Source organism: Trujillonella humicola (assembly GCF_046233715.1).
GTDB lineage: Bacteria > Actinomycetota > Actinomycetes > Mycobacteriales > Geodermatophilaceae > Trujillonella > Trujillonella humicola.
On record NZ_JBJNRJ010000031.1, the window covers coordinates 20,801 to 37,885 of the forward strand.

Below are 17,085 nucleotides of genomic sequence, written 5' to 3' on the forward strand. Positions count from 1 at the left end.
GGGCAGGCCCTTCCCGCCCAGTGTGCCGCCGGATCGGCCGCGGACCGCGACCGGCGCGGTGGCGACGCGTGGTCCGGCGACCGCGGAGTGATCGTCTCGCCGCCCGTACCCGCCGGTAGCGCGCTGGGCCGCGGACCCACGGGCTAGGTTCGACGGCGACAGCGGCGCTCGGGCAGGGGAGTTCGACGGTGGGTTCTGGCGGCAGGTCGGTGCTGGTGACCGGGGGCAACCGGGGGATCGGCCTGGCCATCGCCCGCGCGTTCGCCGCGCAGGGGGACGCCGTGGCCGTCACCCACCGCGGCAGCGGCGTCCCCGACGGGCTGTTCGGCGTCACCTGCGACGTCACCGACGCCGAGGCCGTGGACCGGGCGTTCACGGAGGTCGAGGAGCACCAGGGCCCCGTCGAGGTCCTGGTCAGCAACGCCGGCATCACCCGCGACGGGCTGCTCATGCGGATGAAGGAGGAGGACTTCACCGAGGTCCTCGACGCCAACCTGACCGCCGCCTACCGGGTCGCGAAGAGGGCGACACCGAAGATGGTGCGCGCCCGCGCCGGCCGGATGGTCTTCGTCTCCTCGGTCGTCGGGCTGCTCGGCTCGGCCGGGCAGGTCAACTACGCGGCGAGCAAGTCCGGGCTGGTCGGCCTGGCCCGCTCGATCGCCCGGGAGCTGGGCGGGCGCGGCATCACCGCCAACGTGGTGGCACCGGGTTTCGTCGAGACCGACATGACCGCCGCCCTCCCGGAGAAGCGGCAGCAGGAGATCCTCGGGCAGGTGCCGCTGGGCCGGTACGCCTCGGCCGAGGAGGTCGCGGGGGTCGTGACGTTCCTCGCCGGCGAGCACGCCGGCTACATCACCGGGGCGGTCGTCCCGGTCGACGGCGGACTGGGGATGGGGCACTGATGACGGACACGACGGCGACCGGCCTGCTGGCGGGCCGCAAGATCCTCGTCACCGGCGTGCTGACCGAGGCGTCCATCGCCTTCGCCACGGCGCGGATCGCCCAGGAGCAGGGCGCCACCGTCGTCCTGTCCAACTTCGGCCGCACGCTGTCGCTGTGCCGGCGGATCGCCAAGCGGCTGCCGCAGGAGCCGCCGGTCATCGAGCTCGACGTCACCGACCCCGAGCACCTGGGCACGCTGGCCGACCGGCTGCGCGAGCAGGGCTTCGACAGCCTCGACGGCGTCGTGCACTCGATCGGCTTCGCCCCGCAGGAGGCGATGGGCGACGGGTTCCCCGAGGTCGCCTGGGAGCACGCCGCGACCGCGTTCCAGGTCTCCACCTGGTCCCTGGCCTCCCTGACGCAGGCCTGCCGGCCGCTGTTCGCCGAGCGTGCGTCGGTCGTGGGCCTGACCTTCGACGCGTCGGTCGCGTGGCCGGTCTACGGCTGGATGGGGGCGGCCAAGGCGGCGCTGGAGTCCACCTCCCGCTACCTCGCCCGCGAGCTCGGTCCCGAGGGCGTGCGGGTCAACCTGGTCGCCGCCGGCCCGCTGCGCAGCATGGCGATGAAGTCCATCCCCGGCAGCAAGCAGTTCGAGGACGCGTGGGAGACCCGAGCGCCGCTGGGCTGGTCGGTGACCGACACCGAGCCGGCCGGCAAGGCCGTCGTCGCGCTGCTGTCGGACTGGTTCCCGGCCACCACCGGCGAGATCGTGCACGTCGACGGCGGGTTCCACGCCGTCGGCGTGTGATCCGCGTCCGGTCCCGCATCCGATCCCGACCGGACAGGCGAACCCCTCCGTGCCCCGCGCCACCGACGTCGACATCCACCCCGGCCAGCGCCCCGACGAGGACCCGTCGCTCGCCGTCCGCAACAACGGCGGCGCCGAGCCGGCCGCGACCCCCGCGCCTCCCGGGCGGCGCGAGGCCCTGCTGGTGCTCTCCTTCGGCGGCCCCGAGGGCCCCGGGGACGTGCTGCCGTTCCTGGAGAACGTCACCCGCGGCCGCGGCATCCCGCGCGAACGGCTCGAGGCCGTGGCCGAGCACTACCACCACTTCGGGGGCGTCAGCCCGATCAACGACCAGAACCGGGCGCTGATCGCCGCGGTGGAGGCCGATCTCGCCGCGCACGGCATCGACCTGCCGGTCTACTGGGGCAACCGCAACTGGGCGCCCTACGTCGAGGACGCCTGGCGGCAGATGGCCGACGACGGCGTGCAGCACGTGTACGTCTTCGCCACCTCGGCCTACGCCTCGGCGTCCGGGTGCCGGCAGTACCACGAGGACGTCGCCCGGGCCCGGGCGGCGGTCGGGTCCGGCGCCCCGACGGCGGAGAAGCTGCCGCACTACTTCGACGCTCCCGGCTTCGTCCGCGCCAACGCCGACGCCCTGTCGGCAGCCCTGGCCCGGCTGCCCGAGGAGCTGAGGGGCAGCGCCCGGCTGGTCGCCACGGCGCACTCGATCCCCGACGCGATGGCGGCGGTGGCCGGGCCGGACGGTGGCGCCTACCAGGAGGAACTGCACGCGGCGGCCCGCGCGGTCGTCGACGCCGTCGACCCCGGGCGCCCCGTGGACCTGGTGTGGCAGAGCCGCAGCGGGCCCCCGTCGGTGCCGTGGCTGGAGCCCGACGTCAACGACCACCTGCGCACGCTGGCCGCGGCGGGGGAGACGGCGGTCGTCGTCCTCCCGGTCGGGTTCGTCAGCGACCACCTCGAGGTGGCCTGGGACCTCGACAACGAGGCCCTCGACACCGCCGCCGGGCTGGGGCTGAGCTTCGTGCGGGCCGGCACCGCCGGCACGCATCCGGCGTTCGTGGCGACCGTGCGGGAACTGCTGCAGGAGCGCCGCGCCGGCGGGCCGCCCCGGCTGGGCACGAACTGCCCCGCCGCCTGCTGTTTCGTCGCCCGGCCGTCGCGCCCGGCCCGCTGAGGAGCACGTCGCGCGGGGTCGGCTGCTACCTCGGCACCCAGTTGTAGGCGGCGGTCAGGGCGTCGCGGACGGCGTCGGACAGTGGCCGCAGCGCCTCGTCGCGGGCCGCGGCCTGGGCGGTGGTGACCGCACCCCCGGGGGTGTCGGCCATGGCCAGGTCCAGCACCCGGGCCAGCCGCTGGGCCCGCGCGAGCACCGAGAGCGCGAGCGGATCGGTGTCGGACGGCATCCCGGGCACCTGGGCGGCCCGGGCCAGTCCGGCCAGCAGCGTCGGCACCTCGGGGTGCCACCGCGCGAGGTCCAGGCCGGCCAGCGTGCGGGCCGCGTCGGCCACGGCCAGGTCGAGCGCGCCCGAGGCGGCCCGCAGGGTGCCCTCCACCGGCGGCGGCGCCGGGACGCCGGCCAGCGGGAACGCCGTCCAGGTGACCACCTCGCCGAGCGGCTGCGGCACCAGCACCAGGCCGGCGCCCACGGCGGCCTGCCCGGTCTCCAGGGCCAGCGGGGTCAGCCCGGGGGAGCGGGGCAGGCCGCGGACGTCCCCGGCGACCGGCAGCACCAGCGCGAAGCGCCGCTCACCCAGCCCGCGCAGCGCGGCCAGGCTCCGCCCGAGCGGCACCGCGCCGTCGGTCCCCGGCATACCGGTGACCAGGTGGGCGGCCTCGCCGGTCAGCGCGTCGAGGGCCTCGTCGAAGGAGCAGCGGCCACCGAGCCAGGCGGTGGCCCAGGTGGCGAGGCGGCCGGCGGGGAGGTCGTGCACGTCCGCGAGGCTACGTCCCGGCGTCCGGCAGGAGGGCGGCCGCACAACGGTCGTGTGACAAGATCGCCCGCGACGTGCCCGCGCCGTCGCGGAATGCCAGAGTGGGTCCGTGGACCCCTGGCTGCTGTGGCTGATCGCCTCCGGCCTGTTCGCCGCGGGCGAGCTCTCCGGCGGTGACCTCTTCCTCCTGATGTTCGCCGGCGGCGCCGTGGGCGGCATGACGGTGGCCCTGCTCGGCGGGCCGCTGTTCCTGCAGCTGGTCGCCTTCATCGTCGTCAGCGCGCTGCTCCTGGCGCTGGTGCGGCCGCTGGCCAAGCGGCACCTGGTCGACCGCACCCCCGAGCAGCTCGACGGCGTCGCCACGCTCATCGGCTCGACCGCCACCGTGACCCGCGCGGTCGACGCGCACGGCGGCCGCATCCAGCTCGGCGCCGACGAGTGGACCGCCCGCAGCCAGTTCGGCGGCGAGTCCTTCCCGGTCGGCGCCACGGTCCGGATCCTCCAGGTCGACGGCGCGACCGCCGTCGTCGGCGACGCGCTCGAGCTCGAGTGACCCGCCACCCCGGCCTGCCCACCCCCTCGAAGGGAGCCCTCCCGTGACCCCCGCCCTGATCGCGCTCGTCGTGATCGCCCTGCTGGTGGTCGTCGTGATCGCCAAGAGCGTCACGATCGTCCCTCAGGCGCAGGCCAAGGTGGTCGAACGGCTCGGTCGCTACAGCCGCACGCTGTCGCCCGGCCTGTCGATCCTCGTGCCGTTCATCGACCGCGTGCGCGCCACGATCGACCTGCGCGAGCAGGTCGTCTCGTTCCCCCCGCAGCCGGTCATCACGGCCGACAACCTCCAGGTCGGCATCGACACCGTCGTCTACTTCCAGGTCACCGACCCGCGGCTGGCCGTGTACGGCATCGCGAACTACATCACCGGCATGGAGCAGCTGACCACCACGACGCTGCGCAACGTGGTCGGCGGGCTCAACCTCGAGCACGCGCTCACCGGGCGCGACGGCATCAACAGCCAGCTCCGGTCGGTCCTCGACGGAACGACCGGGCCGTGGGGCCTGCGCGTCGCCCGCGTCGAGATCAAGGCCATCGACCCGCCGGCGTCCATCCAGGACTCGATGGAGAAGCAGATGCGCGCCGACCGCGACAAGCGGGCGATCATCCTGCAGGCCGAGGGCCAGCGGCAGTCGCAGATCACCACGGCGGAGGGCCAGAAGGCCGCGGCGATCCTCTCGGCCGAGGGGAAGAAGCAGGCCGCGATCCTCGAGGCCGAGGCCGAGCGGCAGAGCCGGATCCTGCGGGCCGAGGGTGAGCGGGCGGCCATCTACCTGCGCGCGCAGGGCCAGGCGAAGTCGATCGAGACGGTGTTCCAGGCGATCCACGAGGGCAAGCCGGACCAGGGGCTGCTGGCCTACCAGTACCTGCAGACGCTGCCGCAGATCGCGCAGGGCGACGCGAACAAGATGTGGATCGTCCCCAGCGAGTTCAGCAAGGCGCTCGAGGGGCTGTCCCGGCTCGGCGGCGCCGACGGCGAGGGCCGGTCGTGGATGGACGTCGACCGCTCGGCCGACGGGGACGCCCGCCCGATGCGCGAGATGGACACCAGCGGGTGGTTCGAGTCCCAGCTGCCGCCGGCCGCGGAGCAGCCGGAGGCCCGCATCGAGATGACGAGCCTGACCGATGCCGCGCCCGGCATCCCCTCGCCGGAGATGCCGGAGACCGGCTCGATGGCGCGGACGGCCGCTGACGAGGCGCCGCCGGCGCCGCCCATGCCGCAGCTGCCGCCGCAGCAGCAGCCGCCGCCCCAGCAGTAGCGCAGACGCCGGTGGCCCGGGACTCGACGCGAGTCCCGGGCCACCGGCGTCAGGCCCCGTCCAGGGGCTCGCCCCAGAGCGTGCGGGGTGAGGGGGACGGGGTCCTTCGTCAGTCCTTGAGCAGTCCCTCGCGCAGCTTGGCCAGCGTCTGGCTGAGCAGCCGCGACACGTGCATCTGCGAGATGCCGATGTCGGCGGCGATCTGCGACTGGGTCATGTTGCCGAAGAACCGCAGGATGAGGATCCGCCGCTCGCGGGCCGGGATGGTGGCCAGCAGCGGCTGCAGGGACTCGCGGTACTCCACGCCCTCCAGCGCGGCGTCCTCCTCGCCCAGCGTCGCGGCCAGGGTGGGGGAGTCGTCCTCGCCGGAGAGTCGCTCGTCGAGGGAGCTGCTGCGGTAGGCGTTGGCGACCGCCAGGCCCTCGAGCACCTCCTCGCGGGGGATGCCCAGGTGCTCGGCGAGCTCGCTGGGGGTCGGCGCCCGCCCGTTCTTCTGCGCCAGCTCGCCGACGGCGGAGTTCAGCGACAGGTGCAGCTCCTGCAGCCGCCGCGGCACCCGCACCGACCAGCCCTGGTCGCGGAAGTGCCGCTTGATCTCGCCGGTGATGGTCGGCACGGCGAAGGAGAGGAACTCCACCCCGCGCGTCGGGTCGAACCGGTCGATCGCGGCGATGAGGCCGAGCGTGCCCACCTGCAGGAGGTCGTCGAACGGCTCGCCGCGGTTGCTGAACCGCCGGGCGAAGTGCCGCACCAGCGGCAGGTGCTCCTCGACCAGGATCTCCCGCAGCCGCTCCCGGCGCGGGTCGTCCTTGTCCAGCGACGCGAGCTCGGCGAAGAGCGGAGCGGTCCGCTCGGCGCGGCGCCGGTTGTCCGACACCGGCGCGGCGTCCTCGGCCTCCTCGCGCTCGTCCGCCCGCGGGGCCGGAACGGGCGTGTCCACGCCGTCGGTCCCCTCGACGGGGTCCTGCTCGTCCCGGGGGGCGGTCTCCTCGCCGTCCAGGGTCTCCTCCTCGGCTGTCGGGTGTCCGGTGGCGGCCCCCGGGGTCACCGCGCGACCGAGACGTTCCGGTCCGAGCCGACCGGGCTCGGGCCCTGGCCCGGGAGGAACTTGTCGACCGAGATCAGCGCGACCGCGGCACCGCTGCCGTCGCCGGCCGGCACCTCCGCCTGCGTGGCCGGCCGCGCGTCCACGGCGTCGACGAGGGTCTGCAGCACCGCCCACCCGAAGCCGTCCCGGGGCACCTCGGTGCCGTCGGGCGTGGGCACCCAGGCGTCGATGTGCAGGCCGCTGCGGGTGGTCTCGAACACGACGGTCAGCGGCTCGTCCGGCGTGGCGATCGCCGCCAGCGTGGCGCAGGCCTCGTCCACGGCCAGCCGCAGGTCCTCGACCGAGTCCAGGTCGTAGTCCATCCGGATGGCCAGGTCGCCGGCCATCGCCCGCACAGCGGGCAGCTGGGTCGGCGTGGTGGGCACCCGCAGCTCCAGCCGTTCGGCGCGCCGCCCGTCCTGGGCGAGTGCGCCCCTGCGATCCACCATGCGTCCGTACTCCTCGATCGTCGTCCGGGCCGGCGCCTCGGCGGCGGCAGCTCCGCTGCACCATCCTGCCCGAGGAGCCCACCGAGCCGGGCGGCACGGGGGCGGCCCGGGAGCGGTGCCCGACCAGGCTCGATACCCCGGTGGCGGACGTGGCAAACCCGCCTCCGGCGCGGTTGCCGGGGTCCGGGGCCTGGTGTCCACTGACCGGAGATGGACACCAGCCAGGGCGCCCCGTCGCCGGATCAGCTCGCCGAGGTCACGGCCGCCGCGCTCGTGTCCGCGCTGGAGGAGGCCCCGGCGGCCATCACCTGCCTGGCCGGAGCCGACCTGCAGCCGATCTGGGCGAACGGGCGTGCCCGCCGGCTGGCGTCCGACCGGGAGGGGTTGCCCGTGGTGGCGGGCCGGCTGGTGGCCGAGCTGGCCCGCGTCGCGCTGGGCACCGGCCGGACCGAGACCGTCACCGGGCTGCTGGGCGACGGTGGCCCGCCGGCCACCGTGGTGCTGCAGCCGCTCACCGTCGCCGGGGAGCCGGGGGTCCTGCTCGTCCTGGAGACCGCCGCCGGACCGGACCCGGACGTCCTGCTCGTGGAGCAGGTCCAGTCCGCGCTCCTCCCGCCGTCGCTGCCCCTGCTGCCCGACATCCGGGTGTCGGGCAGCTACGAGCGGGCGACGTCGGCCGGCGCCGCCGGTGGGGACTGGTACGACGCAGTCCCCCTCGGGGCCGGCCGGCTCGCCCTCGTGATCGGCGACGCCGTGGGCTCCGGGGCGCCCGCGGCGGGCGCGATGAGCCGGCTGCGCGGTGCCCTGCGGTCGGTGGCGATGCGCGACCCGTGGCCGGGGGCGGTGATCGCCGCGCTGGACGAGTTCGCCGCGCAGATGGACGACGTCGAGGGCGCGTCGGTGTTCTACGGGGTGCTGGAGGCCGGCACGGGCCGGCTGACCTACGCCGCCGCCGGGCACCCCGCGCCGCTGGTCGTCGCCACGGACGGGAGCACGTCGTTCCTCCGGCTGGTGCCCCGCCCGCCGCTGGGCAGCGTCCCCGGCAGCCGCACCGAGGTCTCCTCCCTCGTGCTGGACAAGGGCGCGACGCTGGTCCTGTTCTCCGACGGCGCGGTCGCCGCCGCCGGACCACCGCCGACGCAGGGGCTCACCCACCTGGCCGAGGTCGCCCGCTCGGTCGTCGCCGCAGGGAACGGTGGCGACGGCATCGGCTCGGTCGACCTGGCCGCCGCCGTGGCCGAGCGGCTGCCCGCGCCCGCGGGCCGGCCGGACGACGTCGCCGTCCTGGTGGCCCACCGCCTGGCCGACACCCCGGCCCCGCTACGGCTGGAGCTGCCGGCGGTGCCGTCGTCGCTGCCCGCGGTCCGCCGCCGGCTCGGCGCGTGGCTGGACCGCCTGGGCATGGGGGAGCAGGACCGGGTGGGCGTCATGGTCGCGGTGGGGGAGGCCGCCGCCAACGCCGCCGAGCACGCCTACCGCGACGGCGAGCCCGGCCCCGTGCACGTCCTGGCGGCGGTCGACCAGGACGGCGTGCTGACCGTGGTCGTCCGGGATCACGGCACGTGGCGCCCCCCGGACCGCGACCCGGGCAGCCGCGGTCGCGGGCTGCTGATCATGCGCCAGCTGGTCGACGGCGTCGTCCTCCAGGACGAGGGCGGGACGACGGTGACGCTGCGGCTGCGCCTGCGCCGCGTGCCGGAGGACGGTCACGAGAACCCACCGGTCGGGGCGACGGCGGCCGTGGTCGTGGACCGGACCGGCGAGCGGCCCGTGGTCCGGGTCGACGGCGACCTCGACATGCTCAGCGCCGAGCAGTTGCGCATCCGGCTGCTCGAGGCCAGCCACGGCGGCACCGGCCGGGTGGAGCTGGACCTGACCGGCGTGACGCTGTTCAGCAGCGCGGCCGTCCGGGTCGTGCTGGCCATCGCGCGGATCGCCCGGGACGAGGGGTGGCGGCTGGTGGTGCACGCCCCCGACGGTGGGGTGACCCGGCACGTGCTGGAGATCAGCGGCCTGCCGGGGTTGGTCGACATCCGCTGACGGGTGACGCGCACGCGTTCCGGTTTGGACGACCGGATCGCGGCACATCCACCGGTGGTGAGACTGCGGCGCAGCGACGTGAACGGGCCGGGCTGGCGGCGCCGGCGAGCCGGACGGGGCTTCGCCTACTACGACGAGGGCGGCGTCCTCATCAAGGACGACCGGCTGGACCGGCTGCGGTCGCTGGCGATCCCGCCGGCCTGGAAGGACGTGTGGATCTGCCCCTGGCCCAACGGGCACATCCAGGCGACCGGGACCGACGCCGCCGGCCGGCGGCAGTACCGCTACCACGACCAGTGGCGGGCCCGGCGCGACGCGGCCAAGCACCAGCGGGTGCTGGAGATCGCCCACCAGCTGCCCGACGTCCGCGACGAGGTGGTGAACGCGCTGCGCGGCCGCGGGCTCGGCCGCGAACGGGTGCTGGCCTGCGCCGTCCGGCTGCTCGACCTCGGTGCCTTCCGGGTGGGCAGCGAGCAGTACGCCGAGGACAACGGCACCTACGGGCTGGCGACGCTGCGCCGGGAGCACGTCTCGGTCCGCGGGGAGCGCACGTTCTACTCCTACACCGCGAAGGGTGGCCTCGAGCGCGAGGTCGAGATCACCGACAAGCCGACCGCCGACGTCGTGCGCGCGCTGCTCCGGCGCCCCGAGGGCACGGGAGAGGAGCTGCTGGCCTACCGGCTGGAGGACGGCACCTGGCACGACGTCACCAGCAGCGAGATCAACGCCTACCTCAAGGAGATCAGCGGCGCGGAGATCACCGCCAAGGACTTCCGGACCTGGACGGCGACCGTGCTCATGGCCGCCCAGCTGGCCGAGGCGTCGCCGCCGAGGTCGAGGACCGGCCGCAAGAAGGTGGTCAGCTCGGCGTACAAGGCGGTGTCCGAGCAGTTGGGCAACACCCCCGCGGTGTGCAAGGCCAGCTACGTCGACCCCCGGGTCGTCGACCGGTTCGAGCACGGCGAGACCGTCGCGGCCGCGCTGCGCGAGGCGGCCGGGGCCGACAACGACCGCGACGCCCAGCGGGTGCTCGAGGCGGCGGTCTGCCAGATGCTGCACGCCTGACCGACACGACGAGGGCCCCCGCCGGTCGGCGGGGGCCCTCGTCGTCGGTGACCCCCTGCAGGGGCCCGCTGCGAGCTAGCGAGCAGTGGGGGGCAGGGGGGCCTTGCTCAACGCGCGCTGCCGTCCACGATGGTGAACAGGTCGATGAGGCCGGTCACCTCGAGCGGCCGGGTGACCGCGCGCGTGGTGGCGACGAGCCGCAGGTCCACGTCGCGGCTGCGCGCCGACTTCTGCGTCTCCACGAGGACGGCCAGGCCGGCCGACCCGAGGAACTGGACGCCGGACAGGTCGATCACGAGCTCGCGCGGCTGCTGCTCGAGCTGGGTGTCCAGCGACGAGCGGAGCACCGGCGCGGTGAACGTGTCCACTTCGCCGACGACCGTCACCGTGACAGCGCCGTCCTCACCAGTGGTGGTGGAGAGCGTGATCACGTCGTCGAAGGGGGCCTCCGTGCCCTCGTTCGGCACGTCGGACTGCCCCTCGGCGGGCAGGTCGGATGCGGTCACGGACGAGCTCCTCTCAACGGCAGTGCCCGGCGGCACGTCCGCGGGGTCAATCTACCGCCGTGCGGGGCGCCGGTGTCGGCGCCCCCGGGCACACGCCCGGTCGGACGGTGTCCGTACCGGGAGGGAACCCGGCACGGCGCGGCTGCCTGCTCAACCGCGCTTACAACGTAGACACCCGGACCGACGACCGCCAACCCGCCGCCCGGGGGTCCGGACGGCGGGTCGGTGAGGAGGGGAGGGCTGCCGGGGCGGCGGTGCTCAGCCGTCGGTCACGTGCATCGCCGCCTCCTCGGGGCCCTCCCCGCCGGCCGGCGCGTCGGCGGTGGCCTCGACGTCGTCGGCGGTGGTGTTCGTGCCCGAGTCGGAGAACGGCGACGTCGAGGTGTCCTGCTCCAGCTGCATCGTGGCGCGCTGCGGGTCCTCCGCGGCCCGGACGCCGGGCTGCACGTCGGGCTCCTCCCGGTCCAGCCGGCCGGTCAGCGACTCCCCCTGCGACTGCTCGAAGGCCGTGGTGCCGAAGTCGGCGGAGGCGCCGGCCCGCTCGCCGGGCAGCGGAGCGAACTCGGGGTCCTCGTTCCAGGTCTGGGTGGGCGAGTCGTCCTGCGAGACCTCGGGGATGCCCTCGTCCTCGGGGTGGACGTCGCGGGCGGTCTGGCCCTCGGGCGTGGTCATGGGGTGCTGCCTCCTCCTGCGCGGTGCTCGCGCGGCGTTCCGTCGGCGGCCGGTGCGCGGCCGCGGTCCCTCCCCGCCTACCCGCCCGCCCGGAGACCATGCGGGGCCCGGCGACGGGTCAGGGCCGGCTTCGCGGGGTAGCGCCGTGCCATGGCGATCGGGAACGACCTGCAGCGCGCCGCCCACGGGTCACTGGCCCCCCTCCGGCGATGGGTCCGTGCGCAGGGGCGGGAGTACTCGCAGGGCGAGCCGCGGCCGCTGGCCGGCGACCTGGGGGCGATGGGGGTCTACCTCGGCCTGGTCTCGGCCGGAGCCGCCGCGGTGCGCGCCTCCGGCCGAGAGCTGCCCGACCGCATCCCGCCGGGGGACGCCGCCCTGCTGGCCGTGGCCACCTTCCGGCTGGCCCGGCGGATCGCCAAGGACCCGGTGACCGCCCCGCTCCGGGCGCCGTTCACCGCCTTCCAGGGACCCTCCGGGCACGCCGAGGTCGCCGAGGAGGTCCGCGAGCACGGCGGCGTCAAGCACGCGGTGGGGGAGCTGCTCACCTGCCCGTTCTGCCTGGCCCAGTGGGTGGCCACCGGCCTGGTGTTCGGCTACGCCGCGGCGCCGAAGGCCACCCGGCTGGCGGCGCTGACGATGACGCTGGTCGCCTCCTCCGACGTCCTGCAGTTCGTCTACGACGCCATCCAGAACGGCGGCCTGGAGCCGGCGCCGAGGGATCAGCCGCAGGGCGTGGCCTGAGCGCCGTCCTCCGGACGGGGGAGGCGGCGGGCGTCGACCTGCCGGGGGGCCCGCACCCGGCCTACGCTGCGGACCGGGGTGCCGGTGGGGGCGGGAGGAGGCGCGACGTGCGGTCGATCTGGCGGGGTGCGGTCTCCTTCGGGCTGGTCAGCATCGGCGTGAAGCTCTACTCCGCGACCGAGGACAAGGACATCCGCTTCCACCAGGTCCACGCCCCCGACGGCGGCCGGATCAAGTACAAGCGGGTCTGCTCCATCGACGGCGAGGAGGTCGAGTACTCCGACATCGCCAAGGGCTACGAGCTGCCCGACGGCCAGCTGGTCATCCTGACCGACGAGGACTTCGACGACCTGCCGCTGTCGTCGCGGCGCGAGATCGACGTCCTGCAGTTCGTCGACCAGGAGGAGATCGACCCCATCCACTTCGAGAAGACCTACTACCTCGAGCCCGACGGTCCCGCCGTCCGCCCGTACGTGCTCCTGCGCGACGCCCTGGTCAACGCCGGTCAGGTGGCGATCACGAAGATCGCGATCCGCCAGCGCGAGTCGCTGGCCGCCCTGCGGGTGCGCGACGACGTGCTCGTCCTGCACACGATGCGGTGGCCCGACGAGATCCGCCGTCCCGACTTCGCCTTCCTCGACGAGGACGTCGCCGTCCGGCTGCAGGAGCTGCAGATGGCCGAGGCGCTGATCTCCTCCATGTCGGGCGAGTTCGACCCGGGCGAGTTCACCGACGACTACCGCGAGGCCATGACGGCGCTGCTGGAGGCCAAGCAGACCGGCGGCGAGGTGCAGCCCGTCCCCGAGACCGCCGACCCGGGTGCCGCCGTGGTCGACCTGATGAGCGCCCTGCGCCGCAGCGTCGAGAAGGCCCGCGGCGGCGCCGACGACGACGGGGACGCCGCCCCGGCCAGGCGTGCCCCCGCCAGGAAGGCGACGGCGCCACGCAGGGCGGCTGCCGAGGACACCGCCGAGGACGCCGCCGAGGCACCGGCGAAGCGGACCGCGAAGAAGGCCCCGGCGGCCGCGAAGAAGACCACCGCGGCGGAGAAGACGACGGCCGCGAAGAAGACCGCCGCGGCCGGCAAGCCCCCGGCCAAGCGGACCCGCCGCAGCGCCTGAGGTGGCCCGCCCCGACCCGCCGCCCGTCCCCGCGCCGATGCTCGCCACGCCCGGCGAGCTGCCTCCGGCCGCCGAGGACGGCCGCTGGGGGTACGAGTTCAAGTGGGACGGCGTCCGGGCGGTCGCGCTCGTGCGGGACGGCGACGTCGGGCTGTGGGCGCGCAGCCGCACCGAGATCACCGTGCGGTACCCGGAGGTGACCCGGCCCCCCGCGGTGCTGGCCGGGCACGACGCCGTCGTCGACGGGGAGATCGTGGCGCTGGACGCCCTGGGCCGGCCCGACTTCGGCGCGCTCCAGGGCCGCATGCACCGCACCGGGCCCGAGGTGCGCCGGATGGCGGCGGCCGGGCCGGTCACCTACCTCGTGTTCGACCTCCTCGCGCTGGACGGCGCGGACCTCACCGGGTTGCCCTACGCCGAGCGGCGGGCACGCCTCGACGCGCTCCAGCCGGCCGGCGAGCGGTGGGTGCCCACCCCCTGGTTCCGTGGCGGCGGCGCCGGTGTGCACACCGCCAGCCGGGAGAACGGCCTCGAGGGCGTCGTCGCCAAGCGGCTGGACAGCCCCTACCGCCCCGGCGTCCGCGCGCCGGAGTGGCGCAAGGTCAAGCATCTGCGGATGCAGAGCGTCGTCGTCGGTGGTTGGCGGCCCGGGCAGGGGCGGCGGGCCGGCGGGGTGGGCTCGCTGCTGGTCGGCGTGCACGACGACGACGGCCGGTTGGTCTACGCCGGGCACGTGGGCACCGGGTTCGCCGACGCCGCGCTGCGTCAGATCGAAGCGCTGATGACGGCGCGCGGAAGCTCCCCGTTTGCCGGCGCGCTCCCGCGCGAGGTGACCCGGGACGCGCGCTGGGTCGAGCCGGAGCTCGTCGGCGAGGTCGCCTTCGCCGGCTGGACCGCCGACGGCCGGATGCGCCACCCCTCCTGGCGGGGGCTGCGCGAGGACCTGGACCCGGAGGAGGTGATCGAGGAGTGGCAGGCGTGAGCCGCCAGCGGGTGCGGGTCGACGGCCGCCAGCTGGAGGTCTCCAACCTGGAGAAGGTGCTCTTCCCGGAGGTGTCGTTCACCAAGGCGCAGGTGATCGACTACTACGTCCGGATCGCGCCGGTGCTGCTGCCGCACCTGTCCGGCCGGCCGGTGACCTTCACCCGCTGGCCCGACGGCGTGGAGGGGCAGGCGTTCTTCGAGAAGAACAGCGCCCGGCACGCCCCGGACTGGGTGCGGACGGTGACCGTGCCGAGCCCGGGCAGCTCCCGGGGCAGGGAGACCCTCGAGATGGTGGTGCTGGAGACCGTCGCCGACCTGGCCTGGGCGGCGAACCTCGCCGCGCTGGAGCTGCACGTGCCGCAGTGGCAGGTCGGCAGCCGGCTGCAGCCCGCCCTGCCCGACCTGCTGGTGCTCGACCTGGACCCGGGGCCGCAGACCGGGATCGCCGAGTGCTGCCGGGTGGCCGAGCGGCTGCGCGTGCGGCTGGTCGACGACGGGCTGGACCCGGTGGTGAAGACGTCGGGGTCCAAGGGCATGCAGGTGTACGCCCCGATCCGGGTGACCGACCGCGACCACCCCAGCCGGTACGCCAGGGCGCTGGCCCAGGAGCTGTCGGCCGAGACGCCCGGCGAGGTCGTGTGGCGGATGGAGAAGGTGCTGCGGCCGGGCAAGGTCTTCATCGACTGGAGCCAGAACAACCCGGCCAAGACGACGGTCGCGCCGTACTCGCTGCGCGCCCGCCCCGACGCGACGGTGTCCACCCCGATCGGCTGGGACGAGGTCGACGCCGTCAACGAGGGCGCCGACCCCGGGCTGCTGCGCTTCCGCACCGAGGAGGTGCTGCACCGGGTCGAGGACTACGGCGACCTGTTCGACGTCGCCGATCGCACGCGGGCCCGGCTGCCCGACGCCTGAACCTCCCCCCTCGGGGTGCCCGCGCTCCGCCGGGGCGCGGCGGGCCGATCCCGGTCGGGGAGAATCGGCGACCGTGCTGCCTGCTGCTCCCGCGGACCCGACCACCACCGACACCGGCCGCCTGGTCGTGCGCTGCCCCGACCGCCCCGGCATCGTCGCCGTCCTGTCCCGGCTGCTGGCCGACGTCGGCGCGAACATCACCGACTCGCAGCAGCACTCCTCCGACCCGACGGGCGGCACGTTCACCCTGCGCCTGGAGTTCGTCCTCGCCGACCTGGCCGAGCGCCGGCCGCAGCTGGAGGGCGCCCTGGACCTGCTGGCCAGGCAGTGGCAGATGACCTGGCGGCTGACCGAGGCCAGCGCCCGGCCCTCGATCGCGGTCTTCGTGAGCCGGACCGACCACGTCCTGCAGGAGCTCGTCTACCGGGTGCGCGCCGGTGACCTGCGGGCCGACATCACCAGCGTCGTCTCCAACCACCCCGACCTCGAGCCGGTGGCGGCCGCGGCCGGCATCCCGTTCCACCACGTGCCGGTGACCCCGGGGACCAAGGCCGAGGCCGAGGCCCGGGCCCTGGAGATCGTGGGGGACGCCGACCTGGTGGTGCTCGCCCGCTACATGCAGATCGTGTCGCCGGAGTTCTGCAGCCGATTCCCCGAGCGGCTGATCAACATCCACCACAGCTTCCTGCCGGCGTTCGTCGGCGCGAACCCCTACCAGGCGGCCCACGACCGCGGCGTGAAGCTCATCGGCGCCACGGCGCACTACGTGACCGCGGAGCTCGACGCCGGGCCGATCATCGAGCAGGAGGTCGCCCGCGTGGACCACCGGGCGACCGTGGCCGACATGCGCCGGGTGGGCCGCTACGTCGAGCGCCAGGTCCTCGCCCAGGCCGTGACGTGGCACGTCGAGGACCGGGTGATCGTCGAGGGCGACCGCACGATCGTCTTCGCCTAGGGGAAGGACCCCCTCGCCCCCGGTACTCGCGAGCTCGCACCGGCGCCCTGCGAGGGGGCCGACAGGGACCTAGTCGCCGCGGCGCTTCTCCTGCTCGGCGAGGAACCGCTCGAACTCGCCGGCGATCTCCTCGCCGCTGGGCACCTCGCCGCCGCCGGCGAGCAGACCGGAGTCCCCGTGGGCGGCGGTGAACTCGTCGTACTGCTGCTCCAGGGCGGCGACGACGGCGGTGTTCTCCGGCGAGCGGGCGATCTGCTCGTCCACCTCGGTGCGGTTGGCCTCCGCGGCCTCCCGCAGCGTCTCGGTGGGCAGGTGCAGCCCGGTGAGCCGCGAGAGGTGCTCCACGAGCGTGAGCGAGGCCGCCGGGTAGGTGGCCTGCGCCAGGTAGTGCGGCACGTGGGCGGCGATCCCGAAGGCGTCCACGCCGGCCTCGCCCAGCCGCAGCTCCAGCAGCGCCCCCACGCTGCCGGGGATGCGCACCTGCCCCCAGTAGACCGGGTAGCTCTCGATCAGCTGCCGCCGCGTCGCGTGCGCGGTCAGCGTCACCGGGCGGGTGTGCGGGACGGGCATCGGGATGGCGTGCAGCGCGACCACCGACGTGACACCCAGCCGCTCGACCAGGTCCTGGACGGCGGCCACGAACCGCGTCCAGGCGAAGTCCGGCTCCGCCCCGTGCAGGAGGAGGAACGGCTCGCCCGCGTCGTCCTCCAGCGCGTACAGGACGATCTCGGGCAGCGTGACGTCGGCGTAGCTGTCGCCGGTGAAGGTCATCCGCGGCCGGTGGGCGCGGTAGTCGACCAGCGCGTCGGCGTCGAACCGGGCCACCACCTCGTGCGGCAGGCTGGTCAGCAGGTGCGCCCCGGCCAGGGCACCGGCGCGGGCGGCGTCGAAGTCCCCGGCCAGGTCGTGCACCAGCACCAGCCCCCGGCGCGCCCCCGCCGGGTCGGCGTGCTGCGCCAGCGCGCTCTCCCGGTCCAGGAACGGGCCGGCCGCCGGCAGCAGCTCCAGCAGGTCCTCCGGTCGCAGCGGCACGTGTGCTCCTCCTCGACGGCGTCCCCGGGCACCCGCCCGGTGTCCACCGCAGCCCCCGGGAGGGGCGCGGCATTCCCATC

At 75.1% G+C, this 17,085-nt stretch carries 18 protein-coding genes; 12 read left to right on the forward strand and 6 right to left on the reverse strand.

Annotated elements, in window-relative coordinates:
* Positions 1-215 precede the first annotated feature (215 nt).
* From fabG to ACK586_RS15600, 3 genes are read left to right on the forward strand one after another with little or no spacing between them, the layout of a single operon-like run.
* Positions 216-902, forward strand: coding sequence for a 3-oxoacyl-ACP reductase FabG (gene fabG, locus ACK586_RS15590; RefSeq protein ID WP_425330385.1), 687 nt, complete (start codon positions 216-218; stop codon positions 900-902).
* The gene (gene fabI / locus ACK586_RS15595; protein WP_409331406.1) at positions 902-1,690 is read left to right on the forward strand and encodes an enoyl-ACP reductase FabI; all 789 of its coding nucleotides are present in this window, start codon (positions 902-904) and stop codon (positions 1,688-1,690) included. The genes fabG and fabI overlap by 1 nt, the downstream gene beginning before the upstream one ends.
* Positions 1,691-1,739: 49 nt before the next feature.
* The gene (locus ACK586_RS15600; RefSeq protein WP_409331407.1) at positions 1,740-2,867 is read left to right on the forward strand and encodes a ferrochelatase; all 1,128 of its coding nucleotides are present in this window, start codon (positions 1,740-1,742) and stop codon (positions 2,865-2,867) included.
* A gap of 25 nt (positions 2,868-2,892) precedes the next feature.
* On the opposite strand, the gene ACK586_RS15605 is transcribed toward ACK586_RS15600, so the two are convergent.
* Positions 2,893-3,624: a hypothetical protein gene (locus ACK586_RS15605; protein ID WP_409331408.1), complete on the reverse strand. Its 732-nt coding sequence runs from the start codon at positions 3,622-3,624 to the stop codon at positions 2,893-2,895.
* A 109-nt stretch (positions 3,625-3,733) separates the two neighbouring features.
* Here ACK586_RS15605 and ACK586_RS15610 point away from each other — a divergent pair, with 109 nt between their 5' ends.
* Together ACK586_RS15610 and ACK586_RS15615 are read left to right on the forward strand one after the other, a co-directional pair.
* Positions 3,734-4,177, forward strand: a complete 444-nt coding sequence (locus ACK586_RS15610) for an NfeD family protein (RefSeq protein WP_409331409.1) — start codon at positions 3,734-3,736, stop codon at positions 4,175-4,177.
* A 43-nt stretch (positions 4,178-4,220) separates the two neighbouring features.
* Positions 4,221-5,438, forward strand: a complete 1,218-nt coding sequence (locus ACK586_RS15615; RefSeq protein WP_409331410.1) for an SPFH domain-containing protein — start codon at positions 4,221-4,223, stop codon at positions 5,436-5,438.
* A gap of 109 nt (positions 5,439-5,547) precedes the next feature.
* Here the strand turns inward: ACK586_RS15615 and ACK586_RS15620 are convergent, their stop codons facing one another.
* Complete coding sequence (locus ACK586_RS15620; protein WP_409331411.1) at positions 5,548-6,486, reverse strand: RNA polymerase sigma factor SigF; 939 nt, start codon at positions 6,484-6,486, stop codon at positions 5,548-5,550.
* Entirely contained in the window at positions 6,483-6,974 is a 492-nt protein-coding gene (locus ACK586_RS15625) for an ATP-binding protein (protein ID WP_409331412.1), read from the reverse strand. Before ACK586_RS15625 ends, ACK586_RS15620 begins: the two co-directional genes overlap by 4 nt.
* A gap of 210 nt (positions 6,975-7,184) precedes the next feature.
* On the opposite strand from ACK586_RS15625, the gene ACK586_RS15630 reads away from it, so the two are divergent.
* Both ACK586_RS15630 and ACK586_RS15635 read left to right on the forward strand, forming a co-directional pair.
* Positions 7,185-9,014, forward strand: coding sequence for a SpoIIE family protein phosphatase (locus ACK586_RS15630; protein ID WP_409331413.1), 1,830 nt, complete (start codon positions 7,185-7,187; stop codon positions 9,012-9,014).
* Positions 9,015-9,071: 57 nt separating this feature from the next.
* On the forward strand, positions 9,072-10,079 hold the full coding sequence (locus ACK586_RS15635) for a DNA topoisomerase IB (RefSeq protein WP_409331414.1): 1,008 nt from the start codon (positions 9,072-9,074) through the stop codon (positions 10,077-10,079).
* A 107-nt stretch (positions 10,080-10,186) separates the two neighbouring features.
* On the opposite strand, the gene ACK586_RS15640 is transcribed toward ACK586_RS15635, so the two are convergent.
* Together ACK586_RS15640 and ACK586_RS15645 are read right to left on the reverse strand one after the other, a co-directional pair.
* Positions 10,187-10,585, reverse strand: a complete 399-nt coding sequence (locus ACK586_RS15640; protein WP_409331415.1) for an STAS domain-containing protein — start codon at positions 10,583-10,585, stop codon at positions 10,187-10,189.
* A gap of 258 nt (positions 10,586-10,843) precedes the next feature.
* Positions 10,844-11,257: a hypothetical protein gene (locus ACK586_RS15645; protein WP_409331416.1), complete on the reverse strand. Its 414-nt coding sequence runs from the start codon at positions 11,255-11,257 to the stop codon at positions 10,844-10,846.
* Positions 11,258-11,407: 150 nt separating this feature from the next.
* Here ACK586_RS15645 and ACK586_RS15650 point away from each other — a divergent pair, with 150 nt between their 5' ends.
* The 5 genes from ACK586_RS15650 (at position 11,408) to purU (ending at position 15,973) form a co-directional block, all read left to right on the forward strand.
* Positions 11,408-11,998: a DUF1360 domain-containing protein gene (locus tag ACK586_RS15650; RefSeq protein WP_409331417.1), complete on the forward strand. Its 591-nt coding sequence runs from the start codon at positions 11,408-11,410 to the stop codon at positions 11,996-11,998.
* A 107-nt stretch (positions 11,999-12,105) separates the two neighbouring features.
* The gene (gene ku / locus ACK586_RS15655) at positions 12,106-13,119 is read left to right on the forward strand and encodes a non-homologous end joining protein Ku (RefSeq protein ID WP_409331418.1); all 1,014 of its coding nucleotides are present in this window, start codon (positions 12,106-12,108) and stop codon (positions 13,117-13,119) included.
* A gap of 1 nt (position 13,120) precedes the next feature.
* Positions 13,121-14,101, forward strand: a complete 981-nt coding sequence (ligD, locus tag ACK586_RS15660) for a non-homologous end-joining DNA ligase (RefSeq protein ID WP_409331419.1) — start codon at positions 13,121-13,123, stop codon at positions 14,099-14,101.
* A complete protein-coding gene (gene ligD / locus ACK586_RS15665; RefSeq protein ID WP_409331420.1) occupies positions 14,098-15,018 on the forward strand; it encodes a non-homologous end-joining DNA ligase in 921 nt (306 codons plus the stop codon). Before ligD (ACK586_RS15660) ends, ligD (ACK586_RS15665) begins: the two co-directional genes overlap by 4 nt.
* 73 nt (positions 15,019-15,091) lie before the next feature.
* Complete coding sequence (gene purU, locus ACK586_RS15670; RefSeq protein WP_409331421.1) at positions 15,092-15,973, forward strand: formyltetrahydrofolate deformylase; 882 nt, start codon at positions 15,092-15,094, stop codon at positions 15,971-15,973.
* A gap of 69 nt (positions 15,974-16,042) precedes the next feature.
* On the opposite strand, the gene ACK586_RS15675 is transcribed toward purU, so the two are convergent.
* Positions 16,043-17,005, reverse strand: coding sequence for a proteasome assembly chaperone family protein (locus tag ACK586_RS15675; protein WP_409331422.1), 963 nt, complete (start codon positions 17,003-17,005; stop codon positions 16,043-16,045).
* Positions 17,006-17,085: the final 80 nt, after the last annotated feature.

Excerpts from the sequence above, each read along its gene's own strand:
- ACK586_RS15625 (WP_409331412.1), bottom strand. The coding sequence starts at position 6,974 with ATGGTGGATCGCAGGGGCGCACTCGCCCAGGACGGGCGGCGCGCCGAA.
- ACK586_RS15630 (WP_409331413.1), top strand. The coding sequence starts at position 7,185 with ATGGACACCAGCCAGGGCGCCCCGTCGCCGGATCAGCTCGCCGAGGTC.
- fabI (WP_409331406.1), top strand. The coding sequence starts at position 902 with ATGACGGACACGACGGCGACCGGCCTGCTGGCGGGCCGCAAGATCCTC.
- ACK586_RS15645 (WP_409331416.1), bottom strand. The coding sequence starts at position 11,257 with ATGACCACGCCCGAGGGCCAGACCGCCCGCGACGTCCACCCCGAGGAC.
- ACK586_RS15650 (WP_409331417.1), top strand. The coding sequence starts at position 11,408 with ATGGCGATCGGGAACGACCTGCAGCGCGCCGCCCACGGGTCACTGGCC.